Origin of the sequence: Vibrio sp. T13N, assembly GCF_032970445.1 — a bacterium.
In the GTDB taxonomy this organism is placed as follows: Bacteria; Pseudomonadota; Gammaproteobacteria; order Enterobacterales; family Vibrionaceae; genus Vibrio; species Vibrio diabolicus.
Genome location: NZ_JAWJYE010000007.1, coordinates 153,666 through 176,076, shown reverse-complemented (window position 1 = coordinate 176,076; position 22,411 = coordinate 153,666). Strand labels below are relative to the sequence as shown.

Here is a 22,411-nt window from a genome sequence, read left to right as displayed (position 1 = left end):
TGCCATTTTATGGTCATTAATTCGTCACATTGGCGAAGTAGGGTAATTAGCGTAAACTGGTACAGACCAAAATGAAAACTTAGCCAAATTAACTGGAGAAAATGATGAAAAACCGTTTGATGAAAGGATCGCTGGCTGCGCTTGTCTCTCTGCTTGCTACCAATGCAATGGCTGCACAGGAAGTGACGGTTTACACCGCTTTCGAAACTGACATTCTTGCGAAATACAAGTCTGCGTTTGAGAAAGACAACCCAGATATCAAGATTAAGTGGGTTCGTGATTCAACCGGTATCATGACGGCGAAATTGCTGGCAGAAAAGAATAACCCTCAAGCAGAAGTGGTTTGGGGTCTGGCTGGCTCGTCAATGGCACTGCTTAAAGATGAAGGTCTTCTTAAGCCTTACACACCAAAAGGTTTGGAAGAGCTGCATGCGAACCTAAACGACCCTCAATCAAACCAAGCTTGGTTCGGTAACGATGCGTTCTTTAACGCAGTTTGTTTCAACGAAGCGGTAGCGAAACAACTTAACCTACCGAAACCAACGTCTTGGGAAGACCTAACAAAGCCGGTTTACAAAGGTCACATTGCAATGCCGAACCCAGCGTCTTCAGGCACCGGCTACATGCAGGTTTCTGCTTGGCTACAAAACATGGGTGAAGATCAGGCATGGAACTACATGCGTGACTTAGATAAGAACATTGCACATTACACGCACTCGGGTTCTAAGCCATGTGTTCAAGCAGGTATGGGCGAAGTGGCTGTCGGTATTTCGATGGCGAGCCGCGGCGCGAAGCTGAAAACACAAGGCGCACCACTAGCGGTTATCACACCAAAAGGCATCGGCTGGGAATCAGAAGCCGTTGGTCTAGTAAAAGAATCGGATGCAGCGAAACGTGTTGTGGACTGGTCAATCTCTAAAGAGGCAAACGAGCTTTACGTAGAAATGTACCCAGTGGTTGCACATAAAGAAGTGAAAGCTACTGTGTCTAACTTCCCTAATGTTCAAGAGAACATGGCGAAGATGGACTTTGCGCAAATGGGCAGCAAGCGTGCAGAGATTCTAGCGGCTTGGTCTGAGAAGTTTGACGCGAAATCAGAGCCAAAATCTTAATTGAATTTGCTTTGAGTTGAATACTGAAATCCACCTCGGTTGAGGTGGATTTTTTGTTTTCTCTGTTATTTCAGAGTTTGCTGAAAGTAGATTCCTAGTCTCACCTAGGTTCGCTGGAATGACGGACTTAAGAAAGTTGGGAGCTTCTATCCGCACTCACAACGTCATTCTCGAGAGCGACGAAGGAGTGAGTCGGGAATCTCTAATTACCACTTGAACAAACCCCATCTCCCTTCATCTATTTGTCATCTTCTAGCTATAAATTTGTCATTGGAACGTAACACTCCAAAACTAAAGTTGGTATATACCATTTGGAGCGTGTGTTATGTCAACTAACCAACATTACCTAAATATCGAAAATGTAGTGAAGCAATTCGGACAGTTCATTGCATTAAAGAAAATCTCGCTAGCGATTGAGAAGGGCGAGTTTGTTTGTTTTCTTGGCCCTTCTGGCTGCGGTAAAACCACTCTGTTACGTGCCATTGCAGGTTTAGACTTGCCAACATCTGGTGCGATTTTTCAAAACGGTCAAGAGACCACATTTCTACCACCAGAGAAGCGCGATTTCGGCATTGTATTCCAGTCTTACGCGCTGTTTCCGAACCTAACTGTGCAAGAGAACATTGCGGTGGGCTTGAAGAACCAAGGTATGTCGACCAAAGAAGCGTTAGAGAAGGTGGATTACTGGCTAGAAACCATTGGTCTTCCAACCTCTGGCGAGAAATTCCCTAACCAACTTTCTGGTGGTCAACAACAGCGTGTGGCACTTGCTCGCGCATTAGCGTTGTCTCCGGGTCTACTGCTACTTGATGAGCCGCTGTCAGCGCTGGATGCAAAAGTGCGTGTTCACTTACGTGATGAGATTTGTAAGCTGCAACGCAAACTTGGCATCACCACCATCATGGTTACGCACGATCAGGACGAAGCATTGTCGATGGCGGATCGTATTGTGGTAATGAACCATGGTGTGATTGAGCAAGTCGGCACACCTCAAGAGATCTACCAACAACCAGCAACGCGCTTTGTTGCTGAGTTTGTCGGCAGCATGAACTTTATCGAAACCTCAGTCGCAACGGACTCCCAAGTACGAATTGCAGAAACCTTGATGCCAGCACCAAGCTTGACCAATCGTAAGATCCAACGTGGTGACCGCTTCGACCTTGCGGTGCGTCCTGAAAGCATCAAGTTCGTTGAAAACTACAACAACTCTTTACCTGTGCGAGTTACCGCAACCGAGTTTCTGGGGGCGTTTTTCCGTATTGATTGCGTATTGCAAAACGACAGCTCAACGAAAACCATCGTAGTGGATGTGCCTGTGGAAACGGTTCAAAAACTCAATATCAAGGCGGGCGATGTACGTTACATCCAGTTTGCTGAAGAAGGGCTGCATGGTTACGCCGTGCCCTCGGTTGATAAAGCGCTAGCAGCGTAGGTGTAAACATGGATGCGAAGACAATGACGATGAATAGCCTAACCACGCAAGACAAAGCAAAATCCCTACTCGGACGTGTTAGCCGCGATAACCTTGTGTTGTTTGGTTTGCTCGCTGGTTTGTCGACCATGATGGTGCTGTTCATCTTAATGCCGCTTTGGGCAATGTTGACCAAGAGTGTGCAAAATGCCAATGGCGAATTTGTCGGATTGGCAAACTTTGCGACATACTTTTCCTCTTCAAGCTTGTGGGTGTCGGTGGGAAACACCTTCACTTTGGGCGTGATTGTGACCTCGGTAGTGGGCGTGCTTGCGTTTGGTTATGCCTACGCGCTGACTCGTTCATGCATGCCGTTTAAAGGTTTGTTTCAAATCCTAGGTACTGCGCCGATTCTTGCGCCTTCGTTGTTGCCGGCGATCAGTTTGATCTTCCTTTTCGGTAATCAAGGCATTGCCAAAGAGATGTTGTTAGGAAACTCGGTTTACGGTGTGATTGGTATCTCGATGGGTTTGATTTTCTGGACCTTCCCTCATGCATTGATGATTTTGACCACTTCGCTGCGTACTTCAGATGCCCGTTTGTATGAAGCTGCCCGCGCACTGAAAACCTCACCAATCAAAACCTTCTTTATGGTGACGCTACCTGCGGCGAAATACGGTTTGATCAGTACGCTTATCGTCGTCTTTACGCTAGTTATCACGGACTTTGGTGTGCCGAAAGTGATTGGGGGCAGCTACAACGTTCTGGCGACTGATATCTTCAAGCAAGTGGTGGGACAACAAAACTTTGCCATGGGTGCGGTGACCAGCATTATGCTTTTATTCCCTGCGGTAATGGCATTTGGTGCAGACCGCTGGGTACAGAAAAAGCAAAAAAGCTTATTTGACACTCGCTCGGTGCCTTATCAGCCAGAACCTAACAAAGCGCGCGACAGCATTTGTTTGGTTTACTGCAGCATCATTTCTATCGCAGTGCTGGCGGTGCTTGGCATGGCGGTGTATGGCTCATTAGTTACGTTCTGGCCTTGGAACAAAGCGCTGACGCTAAACAATTACAACTTTGCTGAAATGAGCACTTACGGTTGGGGTCCATTCTTCAACTCACTAACGCTGGCAGGTTGGACGGCGGTTATTGGTACAGCCATCATCTTTGTCGGTGCTTACTGCATTGAGAAAGGGCGTGCGTTTGGTCCAATTCGTCAAGTGATGCAAATGCTCAGCGTGGTACCAATGGCGGTTCCGGGTATGGTGCTTGGCTTGGGTTACATCTTTTACTTCAATGATGCGAACAATCCTTTGAATGTGCTTTATGGCACCATGGCATTCTTGGTGATTAACACGGTAGTGCATTACTACACCGTGGGTCACATGACTGCACTGACAGCGCTAAAGCAGTTGCCATCGGAGATTGAAGCCACAGCGGCATCGGTGAAGCTTCCTCAATACAAGTTGTTCTTTAAAGTGACATTACCTGTGTGTTTACCTGCGATTTTGGACATTGCGACTTACTTGTTTGTTAATGCATTGACCACCACTTCTGCGGTAGTATTCCTTTACTCAACCGATACGATTCCGGCTTCGGTCTCGATTCTGAATATGGACGATGCAGGTCAAACTGGCGCTGCTGCAGCGATGGCTGTGATGATCATGATGGCTGCCGCAATTGCGAAGATTGTTCAGATGACTTTGGGTAAATTGTTAGAGAATCGCACACAAGCTTGGCGCAAAAGATAAGGACACTTCGTGCAATACGTAAAAATTAAAGATTCGATTGTTGAACAGATTGAAGCGGGCATGCTATCGCCGCGTCAAAAACTGCCAGCAGAGCGTAAGTTGGCGGAATCGTTCGATACTACACGCGTCACTTTGCGTGAAGCTTTATCACTGCTCGAAGCGGAAGGTCGAATCTATCGCGAAGACCGCCGAGGTTGGTTTATCTCACCTGAGCCATTGCGTTACGACCCAACCCAAACGTTGAACTTCCCAAACATGGCAAAAGCGCAAAATCGCGTGCCAAAAACAGAAGTGATAGCCGCAAAAGGCACCTTGGCTAATAAATTGGCCGCTCGTTTGTTGGACCTTCAGCCGTTTTCAGACGTATTTCGTGTCGACCGCGTTCGTTACCTAGAAGAGCGTCCGGTGGTTTATGTCACGAACTACATTCGACCAGACATATTTCCCAACTTATTGTCTTATGATTTATCAAACTCGTTAACCGACATTTATCGTGAACACTACGGTGTGACGTATCAAAAAATTCGTTACCGCATTTCGACTAGTACTTTGTTGGGTGAGGTGGCACAGGCATTGCGCGCGACTTCTGGTACGCCTGCAATGGTGGTTGAACGTATCAACTACAACCAACATGGTGAGTTGATTGACTGTGACATCGAATACTGGCGTCATGATGCCATCAGCATCGAGTCTGTCGCAGAGCTGAATTAATCTCTGTTTGCTGGTCATCTGTCTAGTTGGCGGCGAGCAGTTTATATCTCAAATTCAAAGGCTCCATATTGGGGCCTTTGTTGTACCCAAGCACCATGAGGGTATCTAAATATCATAAACAGGAAAACGGAATGGATCTCTTGGCAATCGCACTCGTTGTATTGTCTGCGGTTATGCATGCTGGCTGGAATATTCTTGGTAAAAGCAATGCTGGTTCAGGGCTCGCGTTTACGATGGCGGCAAGTTTATCTGCTTGCCTTCTGCTCACGCCTTATCTTATTTGGTATCTCTTTAACATTGGCTGGGCGACGTTGCCCAACGTGTTTTGGGGAATGCTGTTTATCAGTGGTTTATCTCAAATCGTCTATTTGGTTGGTTTGATCGTGGCCTACAAGCACGCCGATGTGGGAGTGATTTATCCGATTGCGAGAGCACTTCCTGTAATGATGGTGGGCGCACTCACCGTCGCCTTAGGTTATGAGTTGAACGCTCAGCAGTGGTTGGGTTTCCTGCTTATTACTTTAGGTTGTGTCCTAGTTCCAGTGGCCAGTTTTCGTCAAATTACTTTTGGGGAGTACCTGAATGTTGGTGTGTTTTGGGCCTTGATTGCGGCGTTTGGCACGACGGGTTACTCCGTTGTGGACAAGCAAGCACTGAATCTGCTAACTCAACAAACATCGACCATTCTTAACGACCACTATAGCGCGATTTTTTATCTAGGCGTGCAGTTTTGGGTTATGGGAGTACCGGTTTTATTGTGGTGTATTGTTTCGGGGAGTCAGCAAGAACTACAAACCGCTTGGATGATTCGCAAAAGTGCGAGCATGGCTGGCATCATGATGGCATCAACCTACGGCTTGGTGCTGTTTGCGATGACCATGACTGACAACGTCAGCCTTGTTGTGGCTTTGCGGCAAATCAGCATTGTATTTGGTTTATTAATGGGCGTGTGGTTGTTGGCTGAAAAATGGTATTTCACGCGAGGCGTCGGGGTGCTGTTGATCCTGAGCGGAATCATTCTGTCATTGAGCCCTGCTTGAGGTATAAGGCACCGATGTCGATTCGGTGCCTTGGCACAGCTAAATTTTTAAAATCGCAATTGTGCACCAAACATCACACCGCCAGAATCAAAGTCGCTATTCTTGGCGTAGTTGTACTCCAAGTTCAAACCAAAGTGTTTATAGGCCCAAGCGACACCAGCAGCGGCCTCGCCTCCAAGGCTGGACTCATCATATTCTTTGCTCTGACCATTATTTTTAAATGTATAACTTAACGTGTAGTAAGTGATACCGCCTTTCCCGTAAAGCTCAAAACCAGCTCCCAGAGGGTAACTTGCGTAACCGCTGAGTCGAGGTCCGCCATAACTGACATCGGTGATTTCTGTTAAGGGACTGATAAGTACGGAGCCAATGCCGTTAAATGCGCCCTTATAGCCAGCTTCAATGCCAAAGTTGTGATCGAACATGTAACGGTAATATACATCACCAAGGAACATGTCACCTTCATCATGGCTATTGTTCACATCGTAACTAACATTACCGTAGCCTAAATTTGCTCCAACAACATGTTGGGGTGGTTGTGCATGAGCCGTTAAGGAAAGTGCGGACAGTAAGCATGCAACGGCGTACTTGTAAGACATAAAAACTCCGAATCATAAAATGAAAAACAAAACGTCATGTGCTGCGTTGGGTTAACGTAGCCTTGCCATGAACTCCGCTTTGGTATTGTCTAACCATTCGTAACGGCGTCTATACATCGAGCGTTTAGAACGCGACATGCCTTCGATATCACGACGCGGGGCATTCACATCGAGTGAGTAGAAATGACGGTTGTATTCGGTGCCGCCCAACTCTTGCCAGAGTGCATCGTAATCCGTTTTTATTCGTCCTTTACTGTAGCGTCGTGCAGCATAAGTATGGGATTGTGTTTTTACCGCTAGAATCGTATTCACTTCCCAAATTTGCGCGAGTAAAGTAAGCAAACTCACCATCAAGCTTTTTGGTCTTTGCCCGTAAAGTTTACGAGTTAACTTTTTAATTTTCGCGTTGTTCTCTTCACTGCTGCGTGGCCCTTGCAAGCCGCCAATCATAATGCTGCGTCCAGACTCTATGTGGCCGAGAGTAAATGAGAGTGTATAGAAGTTGCCATCCTCCGCGCTGTGTAGCACTAGGCTCATGTCGCCTTCTTTTTGGTAACGCGCTTCGTACACCAATCGCACAGAGTACAATGTCTCGTCGATTTCAAATGATGTTAATGTTAAGCCTGTCGAATCGGTATAGATCTCTTCAATGGTCTGTTTAGAAAGCAGCTCTGAAATGGTTTTGTAGTGATCAACCACTAGGTTTGAACGATCGAACGCTGAGTTATTTTTGATGATGTAGGGACGAAACGGTTTTTCTAAAAATCGGTGCGTACGTGCACAAAGCATCTCTAGCAATGACGATTCAATATTATCTGACAGGTGCTTAAACGCTCGTTTGTAGTAAAGTGCACGCAAGATGAACTTCGCTCTGTAGGTCCAAATTGGCTTATAGACATCAGCATAATCATCTGAGTAAATTGATTTGCTATGGTAAAAAATGGATTTGTTCGCGGTCATTTTCACTCCAGATTAACGTGTGCTCAACAGCCACAATTAAGAACCGGCGGACGAGCAGCGAAGAACCCGAAAAAGGGGGAAATGCAAAGCACTACTAAAAGGGGAGGTTTTGCTGTGCCCGACGTTTATATAAGGTTTTGAACACTGTTCTTTTGTTGGGATTCTAAGAGAAAATTGACCTTAGGTATTGTATGGGTTGGTAAGGAAATGTCAGTTTGGAAGCCACTTTGAACGTTGTGATTACGAGGTAGAAAAATGCTCGTGTTGGCAGAGTATGATGCCGTGTTGCTAAGTTAAAGTGAAATGAGTTGAACAAGAATTGAACGTTATTTGAAATTATTTTGACGTGTTTCTGGTCTTTATACGTACCTTATAAATATCGAGCCAATTTAGGCCCGATATAAAGGTAAGTAAGGAGAGGTTTATGAAACGCTTAATGACTTTAGCAAGTATGATTGCTCTGACTGCTGCACCTTCTGTTGTTTTTGCTGGTGGCTATCAGTGGACAAACGATACCGAAACGATCCATGGTGATGTTATGGATAGCAAACAAGCGGCTTATGAAATGGGTCGTGACATGATTCAGAACTATCAAAGCAAATCACCAGGTCAGCTTCGTGACGAGTTTACAAGCCTTACAGAGTATGTTGATCGCCAGTCGTTTTCTATCACCGACTCAAAAGTCATGGTGAATGAGTTCTTGCAAAGTGACGGGCAAGTTGTATACCAGCCTATTCTCAATGTTCAATACGAGTACCGCATGCGTGAAACCGGTAAATACTAACCAGTAAGACGGTCTCGATTTTCCGATAATTTATATCCTTGCTGTTTGTTTTGGGGAGCGCTGCTCCCCTTTTTTGTATTCATTGATAGCGGAAACTTCCACTCTCTCAGCGCAACATTTGCTATCGCTCAGCGTTAGATATTCTTGCTCGTTGATTGTGCTCATCGTTTGTAAAGTGTTTACAGAAACGATGCAACGCACTAACAAGGATATCCGATGACACACAGTTCATACTGGTTCAAACAGGCCATTGAAGCTGAACAGCCAGAAACGCCGCAACCATTACATCAAAATATTGATACCGATATTGCTATTGTCGGTGGTGGCTACACCGGACTTTGGACAGCGATTATGATTAAGCAGCAATCTCCTGAAAAACAGGTGGTTGTTATCGAAAAGGGCTTGTGTGGCAGTGGTGCATCGGGCGCGAATGGCGGCTGTATGCTGACATGGTCGACAAAGTTTCCGACGTTGAAACGACTATTTGGTGAGGAACACGCCGCTTGGTTAGTGAAAGAGTCAGAGCAAGCGGTGTTAGAAATCGACGCATTTTGCAAGCAACATGGGATTGATGCACAGCTATCACTCAACGGTGTTTATTATACGGCGACAAACCGAGCGCAAGCTGGAGGAATGCAGCCAGTTGTTGATGAGTTACAACGATTAGAGGTGAACAGCTGGCGTCGTTGCTCGGTGGAGGAACTGCTTGCCAATGCGGGTTCACCTCGCCATATTGAAGGCTATCACTCTCCGGTTGCTGCTAACGTACAACCCGCCTTACTCGCGCGAGGGTTGCGCCGTGTTGCTATTGATCTGGGTGTAGAAGTTTATGAGAACACGCCAATGACGCGTCTAGATTATGGAAAACCTGCCACCCTCTGTACACCTAAAGGAAACATTCAAGCGCAGCAGGTGGTGTTGGCATTAAATGCATGGATGGTGGAGCAATTTAAGCAGTTCAAAAACAGTATTGTTGTGGTGTCTTCGGATATGGTTATTACCAAACCGCTTGGTGATACGTTGTCTCAATCTGGTTGGCAAGCGGGTTCGAGTGTGTTGGACTCACGCATCTTCGTGCATTATTACCGAGATACGCCAGATGGCCGTTTGATGCTAGGTAAAGGCGGTAATCAGTTCTCTTTCAACAACCAAGTTGACGCGATGTTTAACAAGCCGACGCGTTATCAAACGCTACTAAAAAAATCATTCGACAACCTTTTTCCTCGCTTAAAAGGGGCTGAATTTGAGTACTCTTGGACTGGCGGTTCGGATCGCTCCGTAACTGGTTTTCCTTTCTTTGGCCAATTGGATAAGCAAAGCAATGTCTTTTACGGATTTGGTTATTCAGGTAACGGCGTTGCCCAAACTAGAATGGGTGGAAAAATTTTATCGTCGTTGGTGTTAGGGCTAGATAACGAATGGACGCGAAGTGGTTTAGCGCAAGGACCGCTTGGGTATTTTCCACCAGAACCAATACGTTGGCTGGGAGCAATGATGGTACGAAATGCTGTTCGCCGAAAAGAGGAAGCGGAAGACAATGAGAAACATCCGTTTGTTTGGGATAAATGGCTAGCGAAACTCGCAGGACCAGCAGGCAAAGCGGATAAGCTCGACTAAACTGAAGACTTTAGCCACAAACGAGACAGTTTGCAGTGAAAGTCATTGGGGGGCGATGTAGCCTTGTGTTAGCCTCTGTCTTTCAAGCTCAGATTTAAAAGGTGAGTAATATAATGAAAGTATTCAGCAACTTCGATAGCGGCAGCATTCACGTAGTGAAAGCGGACGACAAAAATGACATCCAACTTAAAATCCCTAATGACAATATGTCGGAATTCTACCAGTGGTTCCATTTCCGTCTAGAAACCGAAGCCGAGCAGTCGCACACGATCAAACTGCTTGATTTGGCTAAGTCGGCTTATCCAGAAGGGTGGCAAGGTTACGATGTCGTGGCGTCTTACGACCGTGAAGAATGGTTCCGTATACCAGCAGAGTTCGATGGCGACACGCTGACTTTCACTGTTATCCCTGAGCGTAGCTCAATTTACTTCGCGTACTTTGCACCTTACACATACGATCGTCATTTAGATTTGTTACACATGGCACAAAGCGCGCACCACTGCCAACTAGAAACACTAGGCCACACATTAGACGGCAATGACATGAGCTTGCTAACGTTTGGTGAGCCAGAAGAAGGCAAAAAGAAAATCTGGATGATTGCACGCCAACATCCGGGTGAAACCATGGCTGAATGGTTCATGGAAGGCATGATCCAACGTTTACTGGATGAAAATGACACGGTTGCGCGTGCATTACTGGAAAAAGCAGTGCTTTACGTGGTACCAAACATGAACCCAGACGGTGGTATTCGCGGCCACTTGCGTACGAACGCGGTAGGCGTGAACTTGAATCGTGAATGGCAAACTCCGTCTATGGAGAAAAGTCCAGAAGTCTACCTTGTTCGTCAACGTATGCTGGAAACGGGTGTTGACATGTTTTTAGATATCCATGGTGATGAAGCAATTCCTTACAACTTCGTCGCTGGCTCAGAAGGTATTCCTTCTTACGATGAAAATCTTGCCGCTTTAGAGGCATCATTTAAGCAAGCGCTACTAACTATTACACCTGAGTTCCAAGATGAGATTGGTTATGATAAAGATGAGCCGGGTAAAGCGAATTTGACGGTAGGCTCAAACTGGGTCGCGGAGCAGTTCAAATGCCTGTCGTACACGATCGAGATGCCATTTAAAGATAACAACAATCACCCAGATCCGCTTTATGGTTGGTCACCAGAACGCAGTGTATTATTTGGGCAAGATGTCTTAGCTGCAACGCTTACCGTGGCGGATAAAATCTAGTTCGATAAGTTCACGTCTGTTCATTATTTCGAAAACAGCTCATTTTAAATGAGCTGTTTTTTTATGCCTTCGATATCCATTCTCTCCTGTAAAAATTTGTTGCCATTCACAGGCTTAAATGTCGATTCTTAAATTTGAGAAAATGGGTTTTTATGGTGATTTGCGTCACAGAAAACTGGCTATTTTGTGATATTCTCCGCAACGAATTGACTATGGCTAAACCAACGCAACGAGACTTTATTTCTCGGTTGGGTATGCGGATGAAGCTCATGAATAGATGGTCTTGAGGTTATCTTTCTCCGTTTTACGTCATTGGCGTTTGAATATCATTTTTTGATTCTTTCCTACGCTATTTAGCTATTTCTGTTCGAAGAAAAGAGAAAGTTACGGCTTCATATTTTACGGCAGTATGCTGCCTCGATGTGTTGCTTTGTGTACAAGAAAAAGGAAAAGAATAATGAAAAAAATCGCTATAGCAGTGGCTACTGTACTTGCTGGTGGTGTGATCTCAAACGTTGCACTTGCTGACACTTACATGGGCGGTAAAGTAGGTTACAACTCTCTAAATGATGCGTGTTACCTAAACGAACCTTGTGACGACGACAGTTTTGCAGCATCTATGCACCTGGGCTACAGCTTCAACGAGTACGTTGCAGCAGAGTACGGTGTTGATTACCTTGGTGACTTCACTGCAAACTTCAAAAAGCCGGGCCTAAACACCGTTGACGGTGATCTTTGGGCGTTGACTCTTGCTCCTAAATTCAACCTACCGCTAACGGATTCTTGGAATCTATTCGCGAAAGTTGGTGCTGCATACATGATGGCGGGTGACGAAAAAGATTTCGTACCAACAGGCTCTCTAGGTGCTGAGTACAAAATCAACTACAACTGGAGCCTACGTGCTGAATACCAACGTTACCAAGATATGTCTGATGACGTGATTGAAGATATGGATTCAGATTTCTTCGGTATTGGTTTTAACTACAAGTTCGGCTCTGAGCCAGTAGTTCAAGAAGAAGTGGTTGAGGAAGTAGTAGAAACACGCCCTGCAACACGTATTGTTGAGCATGTTTACCCTGCTCAAACAACAGCGACAGTACAATTCGACCTAGAAAGTGCAGAAGTGAAAGATGCATCGACCCTTTCTGGTACCGTTGATCTGATGAACACTTACCCACAAGCTCAAGTTGAGATCACGGGTTACAGTGATACGACGGGTTCTGCTGCGTACAACCAGCAACTTACAGAAAAACGCGCGAAAGCCGTTGCTGACGAGTTCCAAGCAAAAGGTATTGCGGCTGAGCGTATGACAGTGAAAGGCATGGGTGAAGCTAACCCAGTAGCAAGCAACGAAACACGTCAAGGTCGTCAAATGAACCGTCGTGTTGAAGTAGTTGTCCCTGCGTTTGAATACCAAACCACTGAGAAAGCAGAATAATTCCTGCTTAAGAGACAGTTCCAAAAGCCAGCGTGTATCACGCTGGCTTTTTTGATCCCGCTTAACAAACTCAGCACTTTCATCAATTTGTCATCACCAGTTCATACCATGGCTGCCAAGTATTTGGGAGAGTGTTATGCAAAGTTTACCGCCGCTTAATTTGCTCCGAGCGTTTGAAGCCACGGCGCGATTACAGAGCTTCACTAAAGCCGCAGAGGAGCTAAATGTGACCCGTGCGGCCGTCAGTCAGCAGGTGAAATCGCTAGAACTGCAGTTAAATGCAACATTATTCGAGCGCAAGGGTACGCACCTTACGCTGACCAGCTCAGCAAAAGAATACTGGCCTGTGGTTAACCATGTGCTTCAAACCTTATCAACCTCGACCCATCATTTATTTACTCGCCCACAGAACAAGCAAATTACCTTACATGTCGCCCACAGTTTTTGCTCGCAATGGCTAATACCAAGGCTGGCCGATTTTCAGCGTCAATTTCCAGATGTTTCCTTTAAGATCTCGACAACCGCGAATACGGTTCCAAACGCCAGTGCGATTGCAGATATAGAAATTATTAACGGAGATGGCGATTGGCAAGATCAACAAGCTATTCAGCTTACCCAAGAAAACTGGATCGTTGTAGCAAGCCCCGGCTTTATTCAGTTAAATCCGATTGATGACCTCACGAAGCTGTCTCAAACACCTAAAATCTGCACTGGCGGTTATCATGAATCTTGGCAGGTATGGTTTGCGTACCAAGGTTATCAAGGCAAGGTGAGCAAAGTGATAGCCGAATTTGAACATTCATTGCTTGCTATTCAAGCTGCAACCAATCAACTTGGTATATTGCTGGTGAGAGACTTTCTTGTTGAGGATGAGTTACAACAAGGGATATTAGTACAAATCGGAGATTGGCGTATGCCCAGCTCCGGCGCACACTATATGATGGTTAGAGCATCAGAAAAGTCACACGTAAACACCTTTGCCCAATGGTTAATACAAAGCCTTTGATGTTTTACGGTCTATTTTTACAGCGGTACTTATTCTTGCGATTTACCTAACAAAATTGCGCGGTTTCTTATAGGGTCAGTCAACCTTCTCTAAAAGCTTTGAGTGTATGATGATCTAGCTTTACGTTATCTGATGCGCGCTTAATCCACACAGGATACTGTTATGGAAACAATGCAAGGCGGTAGAGAAAATGCCATCTATCGAAAAGGGAACTTGATATCTCGTCCTGCCAGTTATTGGACGATGACTATCCATCAGCTACTTACCTATCTTCATTCACGAGGCTTTACGGCATGCCCTAAAGCGGTTGGTATTGAAAAAGGAAAAGAGTGGGTTAGCTATGTCGAAGGAGAGACTTACAACTATCCATTGATTGGCAACATTGCTTCTGTTTCCGCGCTCCAATCTGCGGCAAAAATGTTACGCGATATGCACGATGCATCTGAGGGTTTCCTTAAGCAATATCAAAATGAAACGCTGCACTGGATGCTGCCACCACGAACACCACAAGAGGTGATTTGTCATGGTGATTTCATGCCATATAACGTGGCACTCCGTGGAGAGTTTGTCGTTGGTGTGTTTGATTTTGATACGGCGCATCCGGCGCCAAGAGTTTGGGATGTCGCTTTTTCGGTCTATGGTTGGGCACCATTTAAAACCGATGAGCACGATAAAATGGGCTGTTTGGAGCAACAAATTCAGCGTGCAAAACTCTTCTGTGACGCTTATGGGTGTTCGAGATTGGAACGGGAAGAGCTGGTGGAGGTGATGACACATCGACTCTCCGCATTAGTTGATTATATGAGAGGGGTCGCAGCTCAAGGTGATGATAGGTTTCAAGCGAACCTAGAAGATTGCCATCATACCGCTTACCTCAACGATATCGAGTACCTAAGAAAACATAGACAAGTCATCACCCTAGGACTTTTAGGTTAGGGCTGGGTGATATCTTTAATGACATTGAATAACCACTGGTTTATCGGGGCTTGCTGTTGTGATCGACGACAGCTCATCACGTAGCGAACATCAAGCTCTAACCCGCCAGGAAGCGCGATACTTCGGCAGCCCTTAGGCACATGTCCACTCATGGTTATACCAAAATGATCCGTTTGTAGGAGCACTTTTTGAATCATCGCAGGGTGTTCAATTTCTACCTTAGGTGTGGTTCGGAACCCCATATGGTTGAGCCTTTCCAACAACGGGTATCGGTAGTCGTTCCATCCCGGCGTTTTGAAAAGTAAAAAGGGATAGTTTTCTAGCTCTTGGAAATGTTGAGCGGGATGCTCATCTCGAACAAAAAATACGGCTTTTCCTCGACCTAGTTCGTTTTGAATAATTGACTGCGGAAGATCCTCATCAAAATAATGAATCGCAATAGCGTTTTCACCCTCAGTTAATCGCTTTTTCGCGTCGCTCCCCCAACGTAAACAAGAGAACTTTGCTTTTGGGGCGTGTTTTAGTAATTCTAAGTAAAACTTGTCACCAAAGTAATCCCAAAACAATGTGTTCGTATAAATAGTGATCGAGCCGTCAAAATGAGCGGGTGAAAAACTCTGTGGTTTGATGGAATCAATACTGGTGAGTATTTGTTCAAAATGTGGCATGTTCGCTTCGACAAAAGCGGTCGGTTCAAAGCCATTTTTAGTCTGAATGAACAAAGGATCATCGAGCTGCGCTTTCATTTTTGTCAGGTTTTTGCTGATTGATCCTGAGGTCTTTCCGAGTGAATCTGCCACCAATCGGACGCTACGTAACTCATACATCCGTTTTAGTACCAATACGTTTTGAATGTCCAGATTAATGCTCATACATCGTCTCATTTATCTTCTGCCGAGAAATCATATCTCTGAATTTCTGAATAAAAGACAACGTTCGGTCAATTTAAGCATGCTGTCGTATCTTATGGTTTATTGAAGGCGACGGTGGACAGCAAATAGGCTTGGTCATATCAATTTAGTGGTTTGGATTTCCATTTGGTAAATGATGACTTTCCTCGTATGAACACGTTTCTGTTGTTACAGTTTTTTCATCGAAAGAAAGTAAGAACAAAAACAGAGGTGACGTATGAAAAAATTAATCGCACTTGGTTTGATGGTTTGCTCAACAAACATAGCATTAGCTGGCGATGGGTCATACACGGGCACGATTGATATGACGATGGCTACGAAAAATCAGGTCGACGTCGAGCGCGCAGATTCTCAACTGACGCTGAAAGGTCGAAATGAAACTGCCTATGGCGGGGTAATCATCCAAACGGATGCTGCTACACAAAAAATTGAACTTCGTGGTCGACGTGATTAATCGAACATGTTGTTGTTAAGAAAATGCCGCGAATATCGCGGCATTTTTTATATTTTGAGATAGGTAAATCATCAAACTCAGCTTTGAACTTCAACCCCAGCTTCGATCTCGACTGGTTGCGCTTGAGTATCGCTTTCTTTCGCCGCATCAAGCATCTTGCGAATAATGAGTGACGCTGCCATTGCGATAGCGACCATCACGACAGCAAGGACAGTGAGTAATTGGAAATAATCACCATATACGTTTTGTACAATGTCTTGTGTGATGGTCTGTCCTTTCTCTAACGCGATAGAGGTTGAGAATGCAGCACCAATAATACCGCTTAATGCGATTGCCACAGAAAATAGGCTCACAGAGAAGTTTTCGATGTGCTTCGGCGCGACGGAAAGAATAAACGCTACGACCATCGAACCCACGATGACTTCTGCAATCGCCTGGAAGAAGTGAATAGCGAGAAAGATTTCTGGCATGATCACGACATCTTCACCCACGGTAGTCACGGCAAACGTCAAGATACCAAACGCTATCGCGGTCAGTACAAATGCCAAGGCGATTTTTGTCGCGGTAGAGAGGTAGATATCGCGCTTTTCCAGCAACCCAAAAAAGCCAGCTACGATAGGACCACCAACCATACACCAAAGCGGGTTCATTGCCATTGCTGCTTCTGGTTCGAGCGGAATAAAACCAAATAGAGAGCCTTTTAATGTGTTGATAGCAACCATGTTCATCGAGGTCATCATTTGTCCGTAGTAAACAAAGAAACAGGTTGTCAGCAAGGTCACAATTAAGATGGTCCCCATCTTCAAAGACTCAGCTTTGCTTGCTTTAAGCATCAGAGATATGAAGTATGCGATCGCCGCCCCTCCGATGGCGTATACGATATTTTGGCCAATATCCATGTTTGAAAACATGAAAAATACCAACGCGATCATTGCCAATGAAATCAATGCAAAAAGTACCCAGTTTTTTAAACTTACGGTTTTTTGATCAAGCTCAGAGGCTACGCCAACAAGATCTTTGCGGAATACCAATAGCATGATCAATGCCGCTGCTGCCATAACAGCAGAGATGGTAAAACCGCCATTAAAGCCGATCACAAGGACAATCATTGGGAACAAATATTGACCTAAAAAGGCGCCAACATTATTCACTGAATAATTGATTGGGTATCCTTTTTCAAAATCTTCTTGTGATTTGAACGTTCGTTTATAGAGGCTAGGGTAAGAGGGTGACATCAGGCCGCGGCCGTAACTGGCGAGCGCAATACCACACATTGAAAGTGGAACGTTAGAAGCAGAAGCCCCCAACACGAGTAATACGTAACCGGATGCAAAAGCGAAATATGCGATAGAAAGTGAGCGATAAGCGCCTAAAAACTTATCTGCAATAAAGCCGCCCGCAATCGCGAAAAGTGGCCCGATCGCCGAAAAAGCACCAACGATCATCATCGTATCGGCTTCGTTGTAATTTAGATCCTCTAGAAAAAATCGAGTTAGACTTACTAATACACCGTAAAATGATAAGCCAAACATCATTTGGCAGAACATCATGGATTTATTGAGTTTATTCCACATAATTTTGTACTCACATTAGCGGAGAAAGGTAGGTATTGTTATTTCTATTAAATAGTAATGAAACGAAAGATTGAGTATTGAAATAATTGTCGCATAACGTGGAAATGCTGCACTATATTTTCTAATGCTTAGGTGGCTAAATACTAATGTGTTGTTCTAGATCAATTTGAATATAGTAGTGCTTAATTCTGTTTTTGCTTAATTTTGTTGTATTTGTTACTGATTGAGACTGAGGGGGTTATAGGATTACTGGTAAATAAAAAGAGGTCTTGCGAGAAAGGAAATTGCTGACGAAGTGCATCGCCAGCAATGATATAGCGAGCTTATTTGACTATTCGCATGGCGGTGCCATATGAATGACGGCCAAGCCACCTAAGGAAGTTTCACGGTATTTTTTGTTCATATCTTTACCAGTTTGATACATGGTTTCGATAACTTTATCTAATGAAATAAGGCATTTGCTCGTGCGCTTTAATGCCATACGTGAGGCATTAATGGCTTTCATTGCGCCCATGGCATTTCTTTCAATGCAAGGCACTTGAACCAAGCCGCCGATCGGGTCACAAGTCATTCCTAATGAATGCTCCATCGCAATTTCCGCAGCAATACAAATCTGCTCGTTACTGCCGCCTCTGAGCGCCGTTAAACCAGCGGCTGCCATGGATGAAGAAACCCCGACCTCTCCCTGACAACCCACTTCGGCGCCGGAAATTGACGCGTTAGTTTTGTATAAGATGCCGATAGCGCCAGCGACTGCGAGAAAGTCTTTCAGCTGTTTAATATCAAGCTCTTTGATGAAGCGATGGTAGTACATCAATACCGCCGGAATAACCCCTGCAGCGCCATTAGTTGGAGAAGTAACGACTTGTCCTCCAGCTGCATTTTCTTCGCTAACCGCAAAGGCAAAGAGGTTAATCCAATCCATGATCTCCATTGGATCATTCTCAACTGCAGCGTTAGCTTCGAGCTTCTTCAAAAGATTTGGTGCACGACGAGTGACATTGAGACCACCTTCTAAAATCCCTTCCGTATCGAAACCACGTTGCATGCAGAGCGACATCACTTTCCAAATTTGTTCTGCTCTTTGGCTAATTTCTTCATCTGAGCGGAATGCCAGTTCGTTTTGTAGAATCATACCTCCCAAACTAAAACCGTTAGTCTCGGCTTTTTCCAGCATCTCATCCGCTGATGTGAAAGGAAATGGTACCGCGACTTCATCTTGTTGCGTGCCGTTTTCTAGTTCGTCAGCGGTGGCGATGAACCCACCTCCGATGGAATAATAAACTTCAAACGCCACTTGGTCTCCCGCAGCGTCTAGTGCAGTAATCGTCATTCCGTTTTCATGCAGGGGAAGGTTGTCACTATGAAAGACGATGTCATGGTCGTAGCTAAACTCAATCTGGTGCGTACCAGCGAGCAGCAGCGTGTTGTTGTCTATAGTATTTTGTAGCGCACTTTTAGCGCTACTCATTTTGATGGTATCGGGTTTATTTCCCATCAAACCAAGGACAGTGGCTCGGTCTGTGTGGTGCCCTCTACCAGTAAGTGATAATGAGCCATAAAGGTCCACTTGCACCCGATGCACTTTCGCCATAGAGTCGCTAACTAGTTGAGTGAAATGGAATCCGGCAAGCATAGGACCATTAGTGTGGGAGCTAGAAGGCCCGACACCAATCTTAAATATATCGAAAATCGACAGCATAATTGACTTCCTTTAGCAGTGAACCTTTATAAAGGCCTCTAGAACAGTGTTGTTAACTAGATGTTAAAGCCTGTAGGCCGGGAGTGAAAGAAGATTTTTGTAACACTGCCAACTAAGCGCGAGATTTTGAAATGAAGTTAGACAATGTGGTCATCGTTTTAGGTAAACGCCTCGTCAATAGCAGATTGACCGTTGAGGGGGTAACAAGAGTCGAAGCCTTATCTAATGTGATTGCGTCATTGCCGACAGAGCGAACGGCGATTATTTTTTGTGGTGGATTAACGCAAGGTCAACGCATTTCTGAAGCAGATGCAATGTACAGCTATTTTAAATCTCTTAATGCGGCCGCTGTGCATCCGTTCCCTGAACATCAAGTACTTTTAGAAAATCGATCTTTGAATACGTTTCAGAACATGCGTTACGCTTCTCGCGTTTTGTGTGATAGTGGTTTGTTCCAGTTATGGTCAGCGCGTTCGGTTGAGGTCACCTTGTTGTCGAATGACTACCACCTTGAGCGAATCATAGAAATCCAAACCTTGATGGATGAGCAGGGATTATTACGAGTACTAAAATCTGAGTGCGCCTCCATGGGCGTTACTCTCAACTTACCATTGGATATCAACAAACATATCAGCGTACCATACCCACATAAAGGGCCTGTGGCGGCGGCATTTTTATTACTGGATGAACTCACGACTTACCAAGTTTATTTAGAAGGGGTCAAGCTGGGAGCATTTTTACGAGACTTATCGGTTGTCCGAAAGAAGCCGCTTATGATCGCGAGACATGCCATTCAGCAATTACTCGCTTTACCACTCGATAAAGATAGTTTGCAACAGATTGAAGACATGAAAAAGGCCATCGAAATGACGGCCTTGGATGAATCTGTAGGAGCTGCGGAACAAGCGTTAAGGATCGTTCATCCGATATTAACTGCATTGAACCGCCGCTTGGATCCTGAGTCTATTCATTAAGTTCGCGTTTTGTGCGGACTGCGCTCAATGCGATCAAACAGTAGCAAAGGAGTTCCATGCCTTCTTCCGAAATATTTTTAACATCACGGATGTAGTTCTCGTCCATCACTTGTTGCCAAAAACTGCCCATGCCATATAAGCGAGAGAAGACCAACAATAGCATCACGGCACCAATTAACAGTTTCATGTGGGGCACCGTTAAGATGGTCGCCATTTCGTTCATGGTACCTTTACCACCTTGGTAAGCTTTGGCGCAAGCCAGTGCGGTTACAGCGAGCGCAGGGAAAACCCAAGAACCATGACGAATCATGTCTGTCCAATAGTCTGTTTCACGAATAATGAGCACCGCGAAAAAGCCGGCAATCAAAATGGCCGCATGCTTTAGCTGAGGCTGTTGTTTAGATAGGGTAAAAAATGACCATGATGCAATCGCGAGCATCACAAGCTGGAGTGTTTCTGTTATGGAAAGCTCACCAAGGCTTGAACCCAACACGACATAATCAAGGCGAAGACTGAGGTTAACGAGAATACTGATAGCGACAATCATCAATGCACTTAAACTCGATTTATAAATGATGCGCTTTGACTCTTCAGTAACAACGTTGCTTGGGGCTGACTCGGCTTCTTTTACTATTTGTGTTTTCATCTTGCTCACCTGTTCCAGAAAATGTGGAAGAAATGTGAATTAGTGTGATCTGTGTTTGGGATTTTATTGTCCAAGTGGAAAGTTATGTCAGAGGAATGTCAAGAATAGAACACTGTTCGATATAGTATCGATGTGCGGTAAAGTCAGAGGTATGTAAAAATGAAGTGAGAAAGTTTTGATAAATCAAATAAAAAAGGAGCCTAAAGGCTCCTAAGTGATAGAGGGAATCTGACGTGTCGACAAAAAAATTTAGTAGTCGCCACTCTCACTTTCTTTATGATTGTCGCGATAGTATTCCCATTGCTCGACACGGTTATCGTCAGACAGCACGCAGTAGGTCACACGTTCGCCATTTTCCGAAACGGTATCCAACTCACCACCTTGCTGAACACAGTAAACGGCTGCAGGATTTGCGACGGAGGTATACTCAGTCGAGCGAGTGGCACCTTCGTAAGTTGAACAACCAGCCAGTACCAACGTTGCAGCCATAGCCATCATTAAATTTGTCTTTTTCATTCTTTATCTCCGCATGGGGTGGGCGAGTATTGTATTGATTATAGGCAACTTTCAGAGATTATTGTCTTATCGATGTTAAAAGTAAGAGGGACGTATAAGAATTTAGATATTCTCATCTTTTACTGGTTATCACGTCACACTTCTATTTGTTGCGGATTGTTACGAAGGTTAGAACCGTTGCGTTCAAACCAATGTATTGAACGCATTTGGACCGACAACGATGATTTAAAGCGTGAAGTTCGGTAATATGCGCGCAAAACATGACAGTGGTATTTTCGATGAGACACTTAAAATCGACCGTTCATCCGGACATTGAGCACTTGGACGACAAAATTATTTTCCAGCGCAATGCGGCACGCGCCATCGTACTAGATGGTGAAGATGTGTTGTTGCTCTATACAGAGCGTTACCATGACTACACTTTGCCTGGTGGTGGTATTGATGATGGTGAAGATGTGATTGCTGGACTAGTTCGTGAACTAGAAGAAGAAACCGGCGCGCAGAATATCCATGGTATTAAGCCTTTCGGGATCTTTGAGGAATTTCGTCCTTGGTATAAAGACGACGCTGACGTAATGCACATGGTGTCGTATTGCTATACATGTAAAATTGATCGTGAGCTAGGCGAAACGGCTTATGAAGACTATGAAGTTAAAAATGGAATGCGTCCGGTATGGATGAACATTCACGAAGCGATAGCGCACAATGAAAAGACCATGGCAGAAAGCCCGAAAAAAGGCATGAGCATCGAGCGCGAAACGTTTTTGCTTCAGTTGATTTCTAAAGAATTACTATAAATAACTTAGCTTGCCTCATAGTGACTTACCCACTCATTGTTCTGTTGATAGGTCAGCTTTTAAATCGATAAAAAAAGTCCGGACTCCCCCCCGGAACCCGGACTTATTCCAGACGCGCAAGCGAAGCGTCATCTTGATATTTTAAATTTGTTTCGAACTATGAAAACAATAGCTGTTTTACATTTAGTGTGTAAATAATTATTAGGTCCAACCATTGGTTTTCATGTTTTT

At 44.8% G+C, this 22,411-nt stretch carries 21 protein-coding genes; 14 read left to right on the top strand and 7 right to left on the bottom strand.

The genetic code is table 11. The features are described from left to right. The first annotated feature begins 101 nt into the window (after window positions 1–101). The 5 genes from R2S67_RS13770 (at window position 102) to R2S67_RS13750 (ending at window position 6,028) form a co-directional block, all read left to right on the top strand. Window positions 102–1,112, top strand: a complete 1,011-nt coding sequence (locus tag R2S67_RS13770; RefSeq protein WP_317345080.1) for a putative 2-aminoethylphosphonate ABC transporter substrate-binding protein — start codon at window positions 102–104, stop codon at window positions 1,110–1,112. A gap of 325 nt (window positions 1,113–1,437) precedes the next feature. Beyond that, window positions 1,438–2,544 (top strand): putative 2-aminoethylphosphonate ABC transporter ATP-binding protein, encoded by a 1,107-nt coding sequence (locus R2S67_RS13765; RefSeq protein WP_317345078.1) that lies wholly within the window; start codon window positions 1,438–1,440, stop codon window positions 2,542–2,544. Between the two features lie 8 nt (window positions 2,545–2,552). Further along, window positions 2,553–4,277 carry a putative 2-aminoethylphosphonate ABC transporter permease subunit gene (locus R2S67_RS13760; RefSeq protein WP_317345076.1) on the top strand — a complete coding sequence of 575 codons (1,725 nt, stop codon included), beginning with the start codon at window positions 2,553–2,555 and terminating at the stop codon, window positions 4,275–4,277. Window positions 4,278–4,286: 9 nt separating this feature from the next. Next, on the top strand, window positions 4,287–4,988 hold the full coding sequence (gene phnR / locus R2S67_RS13755) for a phosphonate utilization transcriptional regulator PhnR (protein ID WP_053808131.1): 702 nt from the start codon (window positions 4,287–4,289) through the stop codon (window positions 4,986–4,988). A 131-nt stretch (window positions 4,989–5,119) separates the two neighbouring features. After that, on the top strand, window positions 5,120–6,028 hold the full coding sequence (locus R2S67_RS13750) for an EamA family transporter (RefSeq protein WP_317345073.1): 909 nt from the start codon (window positions 5,120–5,122) through the stop codon (window positions 6,026–6,028). Between the two features lie 47 nt (window positions 6,029–6,075). On the opposite strand, the gene R2S67_RS13745 is transcribed toward R2S67_RS13750, so the two are convergent. Beyond that, entirely contained in the window at window positions 6,076–6,627 is a 552-nt protein-coding gene (locus tag R2S67_RS13745; protein ID WP_085343330.1) for a porin family protein, read from the bottom strand. Between the two features lie 51 nt (window positions 6,628–6,678). Then, a complete protein-coding gene (locus R2S67_RS13740) occupies window positions 6,679–7,587 on the bottom strand; it encodes a VirK/YbjX family protein (protein ID WP_317345072.1) in 909 nt (302 codons plus the stop codon). Between the two features lie 424 nt (window positions 7,588–8,011). Between R2S67_RS13740 and R2S67_RS13735 the strand changes: the two genes are divergently transcribed. The 6 genes from R2S67_RS13735 (at window position 8,012) to R2S67_RS13710 (ending at window position 14,606) form a co-directional block, all read left to right on the top strand. Beyond that, window positions 8,012–8,371 (top strand): DUF3316 domain-containing protein, encoded by a 360-nt coding sequence (locus R2S67_RS13735; RefSeq protein WP_005395335.1) that lies wholly within the window; start codon window positions 8,012–8,014, stop codon window positions 8,369–8,371. A gap of 216 nt (window positions 8,372–8,587) precedes the next feature. Beyond that, window positions 8,588–9,988, top strand: a complete 1,401-nt coding sequence (locus R2S67_RS13730; protein WP_317345070.1) for an FAD-dependent oxidoreductase — start codon at window positions 8,588–8,590, stop codon at window positions 9,986–9,988. Window positions 9,989–10,101: 113 nt separating this feature from the next. Next, window positions 10,102–11,226: a M14-type cytosolic carboxypeptidase gene (locus tag R2S67_RS13725; protein WP_005395332.1), complete on the top strand. Its 1,125-nt coding sequence runs from the start codon at window positions 10,102–10,104 to the stop codon at window positions 11,224–11,226. A 457-nt stretch (window positions 11,227–11,683) separates the two neighbouring features. Further along, the gene (locus R2S67_RS13720; protein ID WP_005395330.1) at window positions 11,684–12,664 is read left to right on the top strand and encodes an OmpA family protein; all 981 of its coding nucleotides are present in this window, start codon (window positions 11,684–11,686) and stop codon (window positions 12,662–12,664) included. A gap of 136 nt (window positions 12,665–12,800) precedes the next feature. After that, window positions 12,801–13,670, top strand: coding sequence for a LysR substrate-binding domain-containing protein (locus R2S67_RS13715; RefSeq protein ID WP_317345067.1), 870 nt, complete (start codon window positions 12,801–12,803; stop codon window positions 13,668–13,670). Between the two features lie 162 nt (window positions 13,671–13,832). Next, the gene (locus tag R2S67_RS13710) at window positions 13,833–14,606 is read left to right on the top strand and encodes a phosphotransferase enzyme family protein (protein WP_109168869.1); all 774 of its coding nucleotides are present in this window, start codon (window positions 13,833–13,835) and stop codon (window positions 14,604–14,606) included. On the opposite strand, the gene R2S67_RS13705 is transcribed toward R2S67_RS13710, so the two are convergent. Then, complete coding sequence (locus R2S67_RS13705) at window positions 14,603–15,478, bottom strand: LysR family transcriptional regulator (protein WP_317345064.1); 876 nt, start codon at window positions 15,476–15,478, stop codon at window positions 14,603–14,605. The genes R2S67_RS13710 and R2S67_RS13705 overlap by 4 nt on opposite strands. 256 nt (window positions 15,479–15,734) lie before the next feature. Here R2S67_RS13705 and R2S67_RS13700 point away from each other — a divergent pair, with 256 nt between their 5' ends. Next, window positions 15,735–15,971 carry a hypothetical protein gene (locus R2S67_RS13700; RefSeq protein WP_005395322.1) on the top strand — a complete coding sequence of 79 codons (237 nt, stop codon included), beginning with the start codon at window positions 15,735–15,737 and terminating at the stop codon, window positions 15,969–15,971. Between the two features lie 77 nt (window positions 15,972–16,048). Here R2S67_RS13700 and R2S67_RS13695 read toward each other — a convergent pair whose 3' ends face one another. Together R2S67_RS13695 and R2S67_RS13690 are read right to left on the bottom strand one after the other, a co-directional pair. Continuing rightward, window positions 16,049–17,545 carry a peptide MFS transporter gene (locus R2S67_RS13695; RefSeq protein ID WP_005395321.1) on the bottom strand — a complete coding sequence of 499 codons (1,497 nt, stop codon included), beginning with the start codon at window positions 17,543–17,545 and terminating at the stop codon, window positions 16,049–16,051. Window positions 17,546–17,876: 331 nt separating this feature from the next. Beyond that, window positions 17,877–19,247 carry an L-serine ammonia-lyase gene (locus R2S67_RS13690; RefSeq protein WP_317345061.1) on the bottom strand — a complete coding sequence of 457 codons (1,371 nt, stop codon included), beginning with the start codon at window positions 19,245–19,247 and terminating at the stop codon, window positions 17,877–17,879. Window positions 19,248–19,378: 131 nt separating this feature from the next. Here R2S67_RS13690 and R2S67_RS13685 point away from each other — a divergent pair, with 131 nt between their 5' ends. Continuing rightward, the gene (locus R2S67_RS13685) at window positions 19,379–20,221 is read left to right on the top strand and encodes a YdcF family protein (RefSeq protein WP_317345059.1); all 843 of its coding nucleotides are present in this window, start codon (window positions 19,379–19,381) and stop codon (window positions 20,219–20,221) included. Here R2S67_RS13685 and R2S67_RS13680 read toward each other — a convergent pair. Both R2S67_RS13680 and R2S67_RS13675 read right to left on the bottom strand, forming a co-directional pair. After that, window positions 20,211–20,867, bottom strand: a complete 657-nt coding sequence (locus R2S67_RS13680) for a hypothetical protein (protein WP_046873846.1) — start codon at window positions 20,865–20,867, stop codon at window positions 20,211–20,213. The genes R2S67_RS13685 and R2S67_RS13680 overlap by 11 nt on opposite strands. A gap of 249 nt (window positions 20,868–21,116) precedes the next feature. Next, window positions 21,117–21,383 carry a DUF333 domain-containing protein gene (locus R2S67_RS13675; RefSeq protein WP_005395313.1) on the bottom strand — a complete coding sequence of 89 codons (267 nt, stop codon included), beginning with the start codon at window positions 21,381–21,383 and terminating at the stop codon, window positions 21,117–21,119. 278 nt (window positions 21,384–21,661) lie between these two features. Between R2S67_RS13675 and R2S67_RS13670 the strand changes: the two genes are divergently transcribed. Next, window positions 21,662–22,180 carry an NUDIX hydrolase gene (locus tag R2S67_RS13670; RefSeq protein ID WP_005395311.1) on the top strand — a complete coding sequence of 173 codons (519 nt, stop codon included), beginning with the start codon at window positions 21,662–21,664 and terminating at the stop codon, window positions 22,178–22,180. Window positions 22,181–22,411 lie beyond the last annotated feature (231 nt).

Coding starts and splice junctions, on each gene's coding strand:
- R2S67_RS13770 (WP_317345080.1), top strand. CDS start 102: ATGATGAAAAACCGTTTGATGAAAGGATCGCTGGCTGCGCTTGTCTCT.
- R2S67_RS13765 (WP_317345078.1), top strand. CDS start 1,438: ATGTCAACTAACCAACATTACCTAAATATCGAAAATGTAGTGAAGCAA.
- R2S67_RS13760 (WP_317345076.1), top strand. CDS start 2,553: ATGGATGCGAAGACAATGACGATGAATAGCCTAACCACGCAAGACAAA.
- R2S67_RS13750 (WP_317345073.1), top strand. CDS start 5,120: ATGGATCTCTTGGCAATCGCACTCGTTGTATTGTCTGCGGTTATGCAT.
- R2S67_RS13745 (WP_085343330.1), bottom strand. CDS start 6,627: ATGTCTTACAAGTACGCCGTTGCATGCTTACTGTCCGCACTTTCCTTA.
- R2S67_RS13740 (WP_317345072.1), bottom strand. CDS start 7,587: ATGACCGCGAACAAATCCATTTTTTACCATAGCAAATCAATTTACTCA.
- R2S67_RS13735 (WP_005395335.1), top strand. CDS start 8,012: ATGAAACGCTTAATGACTTTAGCAAGTATGATTGCTCTGACTGCTGCA.
- R2S67_RS13730 (WP_317345070.1), top strand. CDS start 8,588: ATGACACACAGTTCATACTGGTTCAAACAGGCCATTGAAGCTGAACAG.
- R2S67_RS13725 (WP_005395332.1), top strand. CDS start 10,102: ATGAAAGTATTCAGCAACTTCGATAGCGGCAGCATTCACGTAGTGAAA.
- R2S67_RS13720 (WP_005395330.1), top strand. CDS start 11,684: ATGAAAAAAATCGCTATAGCAGTGGCTACTGTACTTGCTGGTGGTGTG.
- R2S67_RS13715 (WP_317345067.1), top strand. CDS start 12,801: ATGCAAAGTTTACCGCCGCTTAATTTGCTCCGAGCGTTTGAAGCCACG.
- R2S67_RS13710 (WP_109168869.1), top strand. CDS start 13,833: ATGGAAACAATGCAAGGCGGTAGAGAAAATGCCATCTATCGAAAAGGG.
- R2S67_RS13705 (WP_317345064.1), bottom strand. CDS start 15,478: ATGAGCATTAATCTGGACATTCAAAACGTATTGGTACTAAAACGGATG.
- R2S67_RS13700 (WP_005395322.1), top strand. CDS start 15,735: ATGAAAAAATTAATCGCACTTGGTTTGATGGTTTGCTCAACAAACATA.
- R2S67_RS13695 (WP_005395321.1), bottom strand. CDS start 17,545: ATGTGGAATAAACTCAATAAATCCATGATGTTCTGCCAAATGATGTTT.
- R2S67_RS13690 (WP_317345061.1), bottom strand. CDS start 19,247: ATGCTGTCGATTTTCGATATATTTAAGATTGGTGTCGGGCCTTCTAGC.
- R2S67_RS13685 (WP_317345059.1), top strand. CDS start 19,379: ATGAAGTTAGACAATGTGGTCATCGTTTTAGGTAAACGCCTCGTCAAT.
- R2S67_RS13680 (WP_046873846.1), bottom strand. CDS start 20,867: ATGAAAACACAAATAGTAAAAGAAGCCGAGTCAGCCCCAAGCAACGTT.
- R2S67_RS13675 (WP_005395313.1), bottom strand. CDS start 21,383: ATGAAAAAGACAAATTTAATGATGGCTATGGCTGCAACGTTGGTACTG.
- R2S67_RS13670 (WP_005395311.1), top strand. CDS start 21,662: ATGAGACACTTAAAATCGACCGTTCATCCGGACATTGAGCACTTGGAC.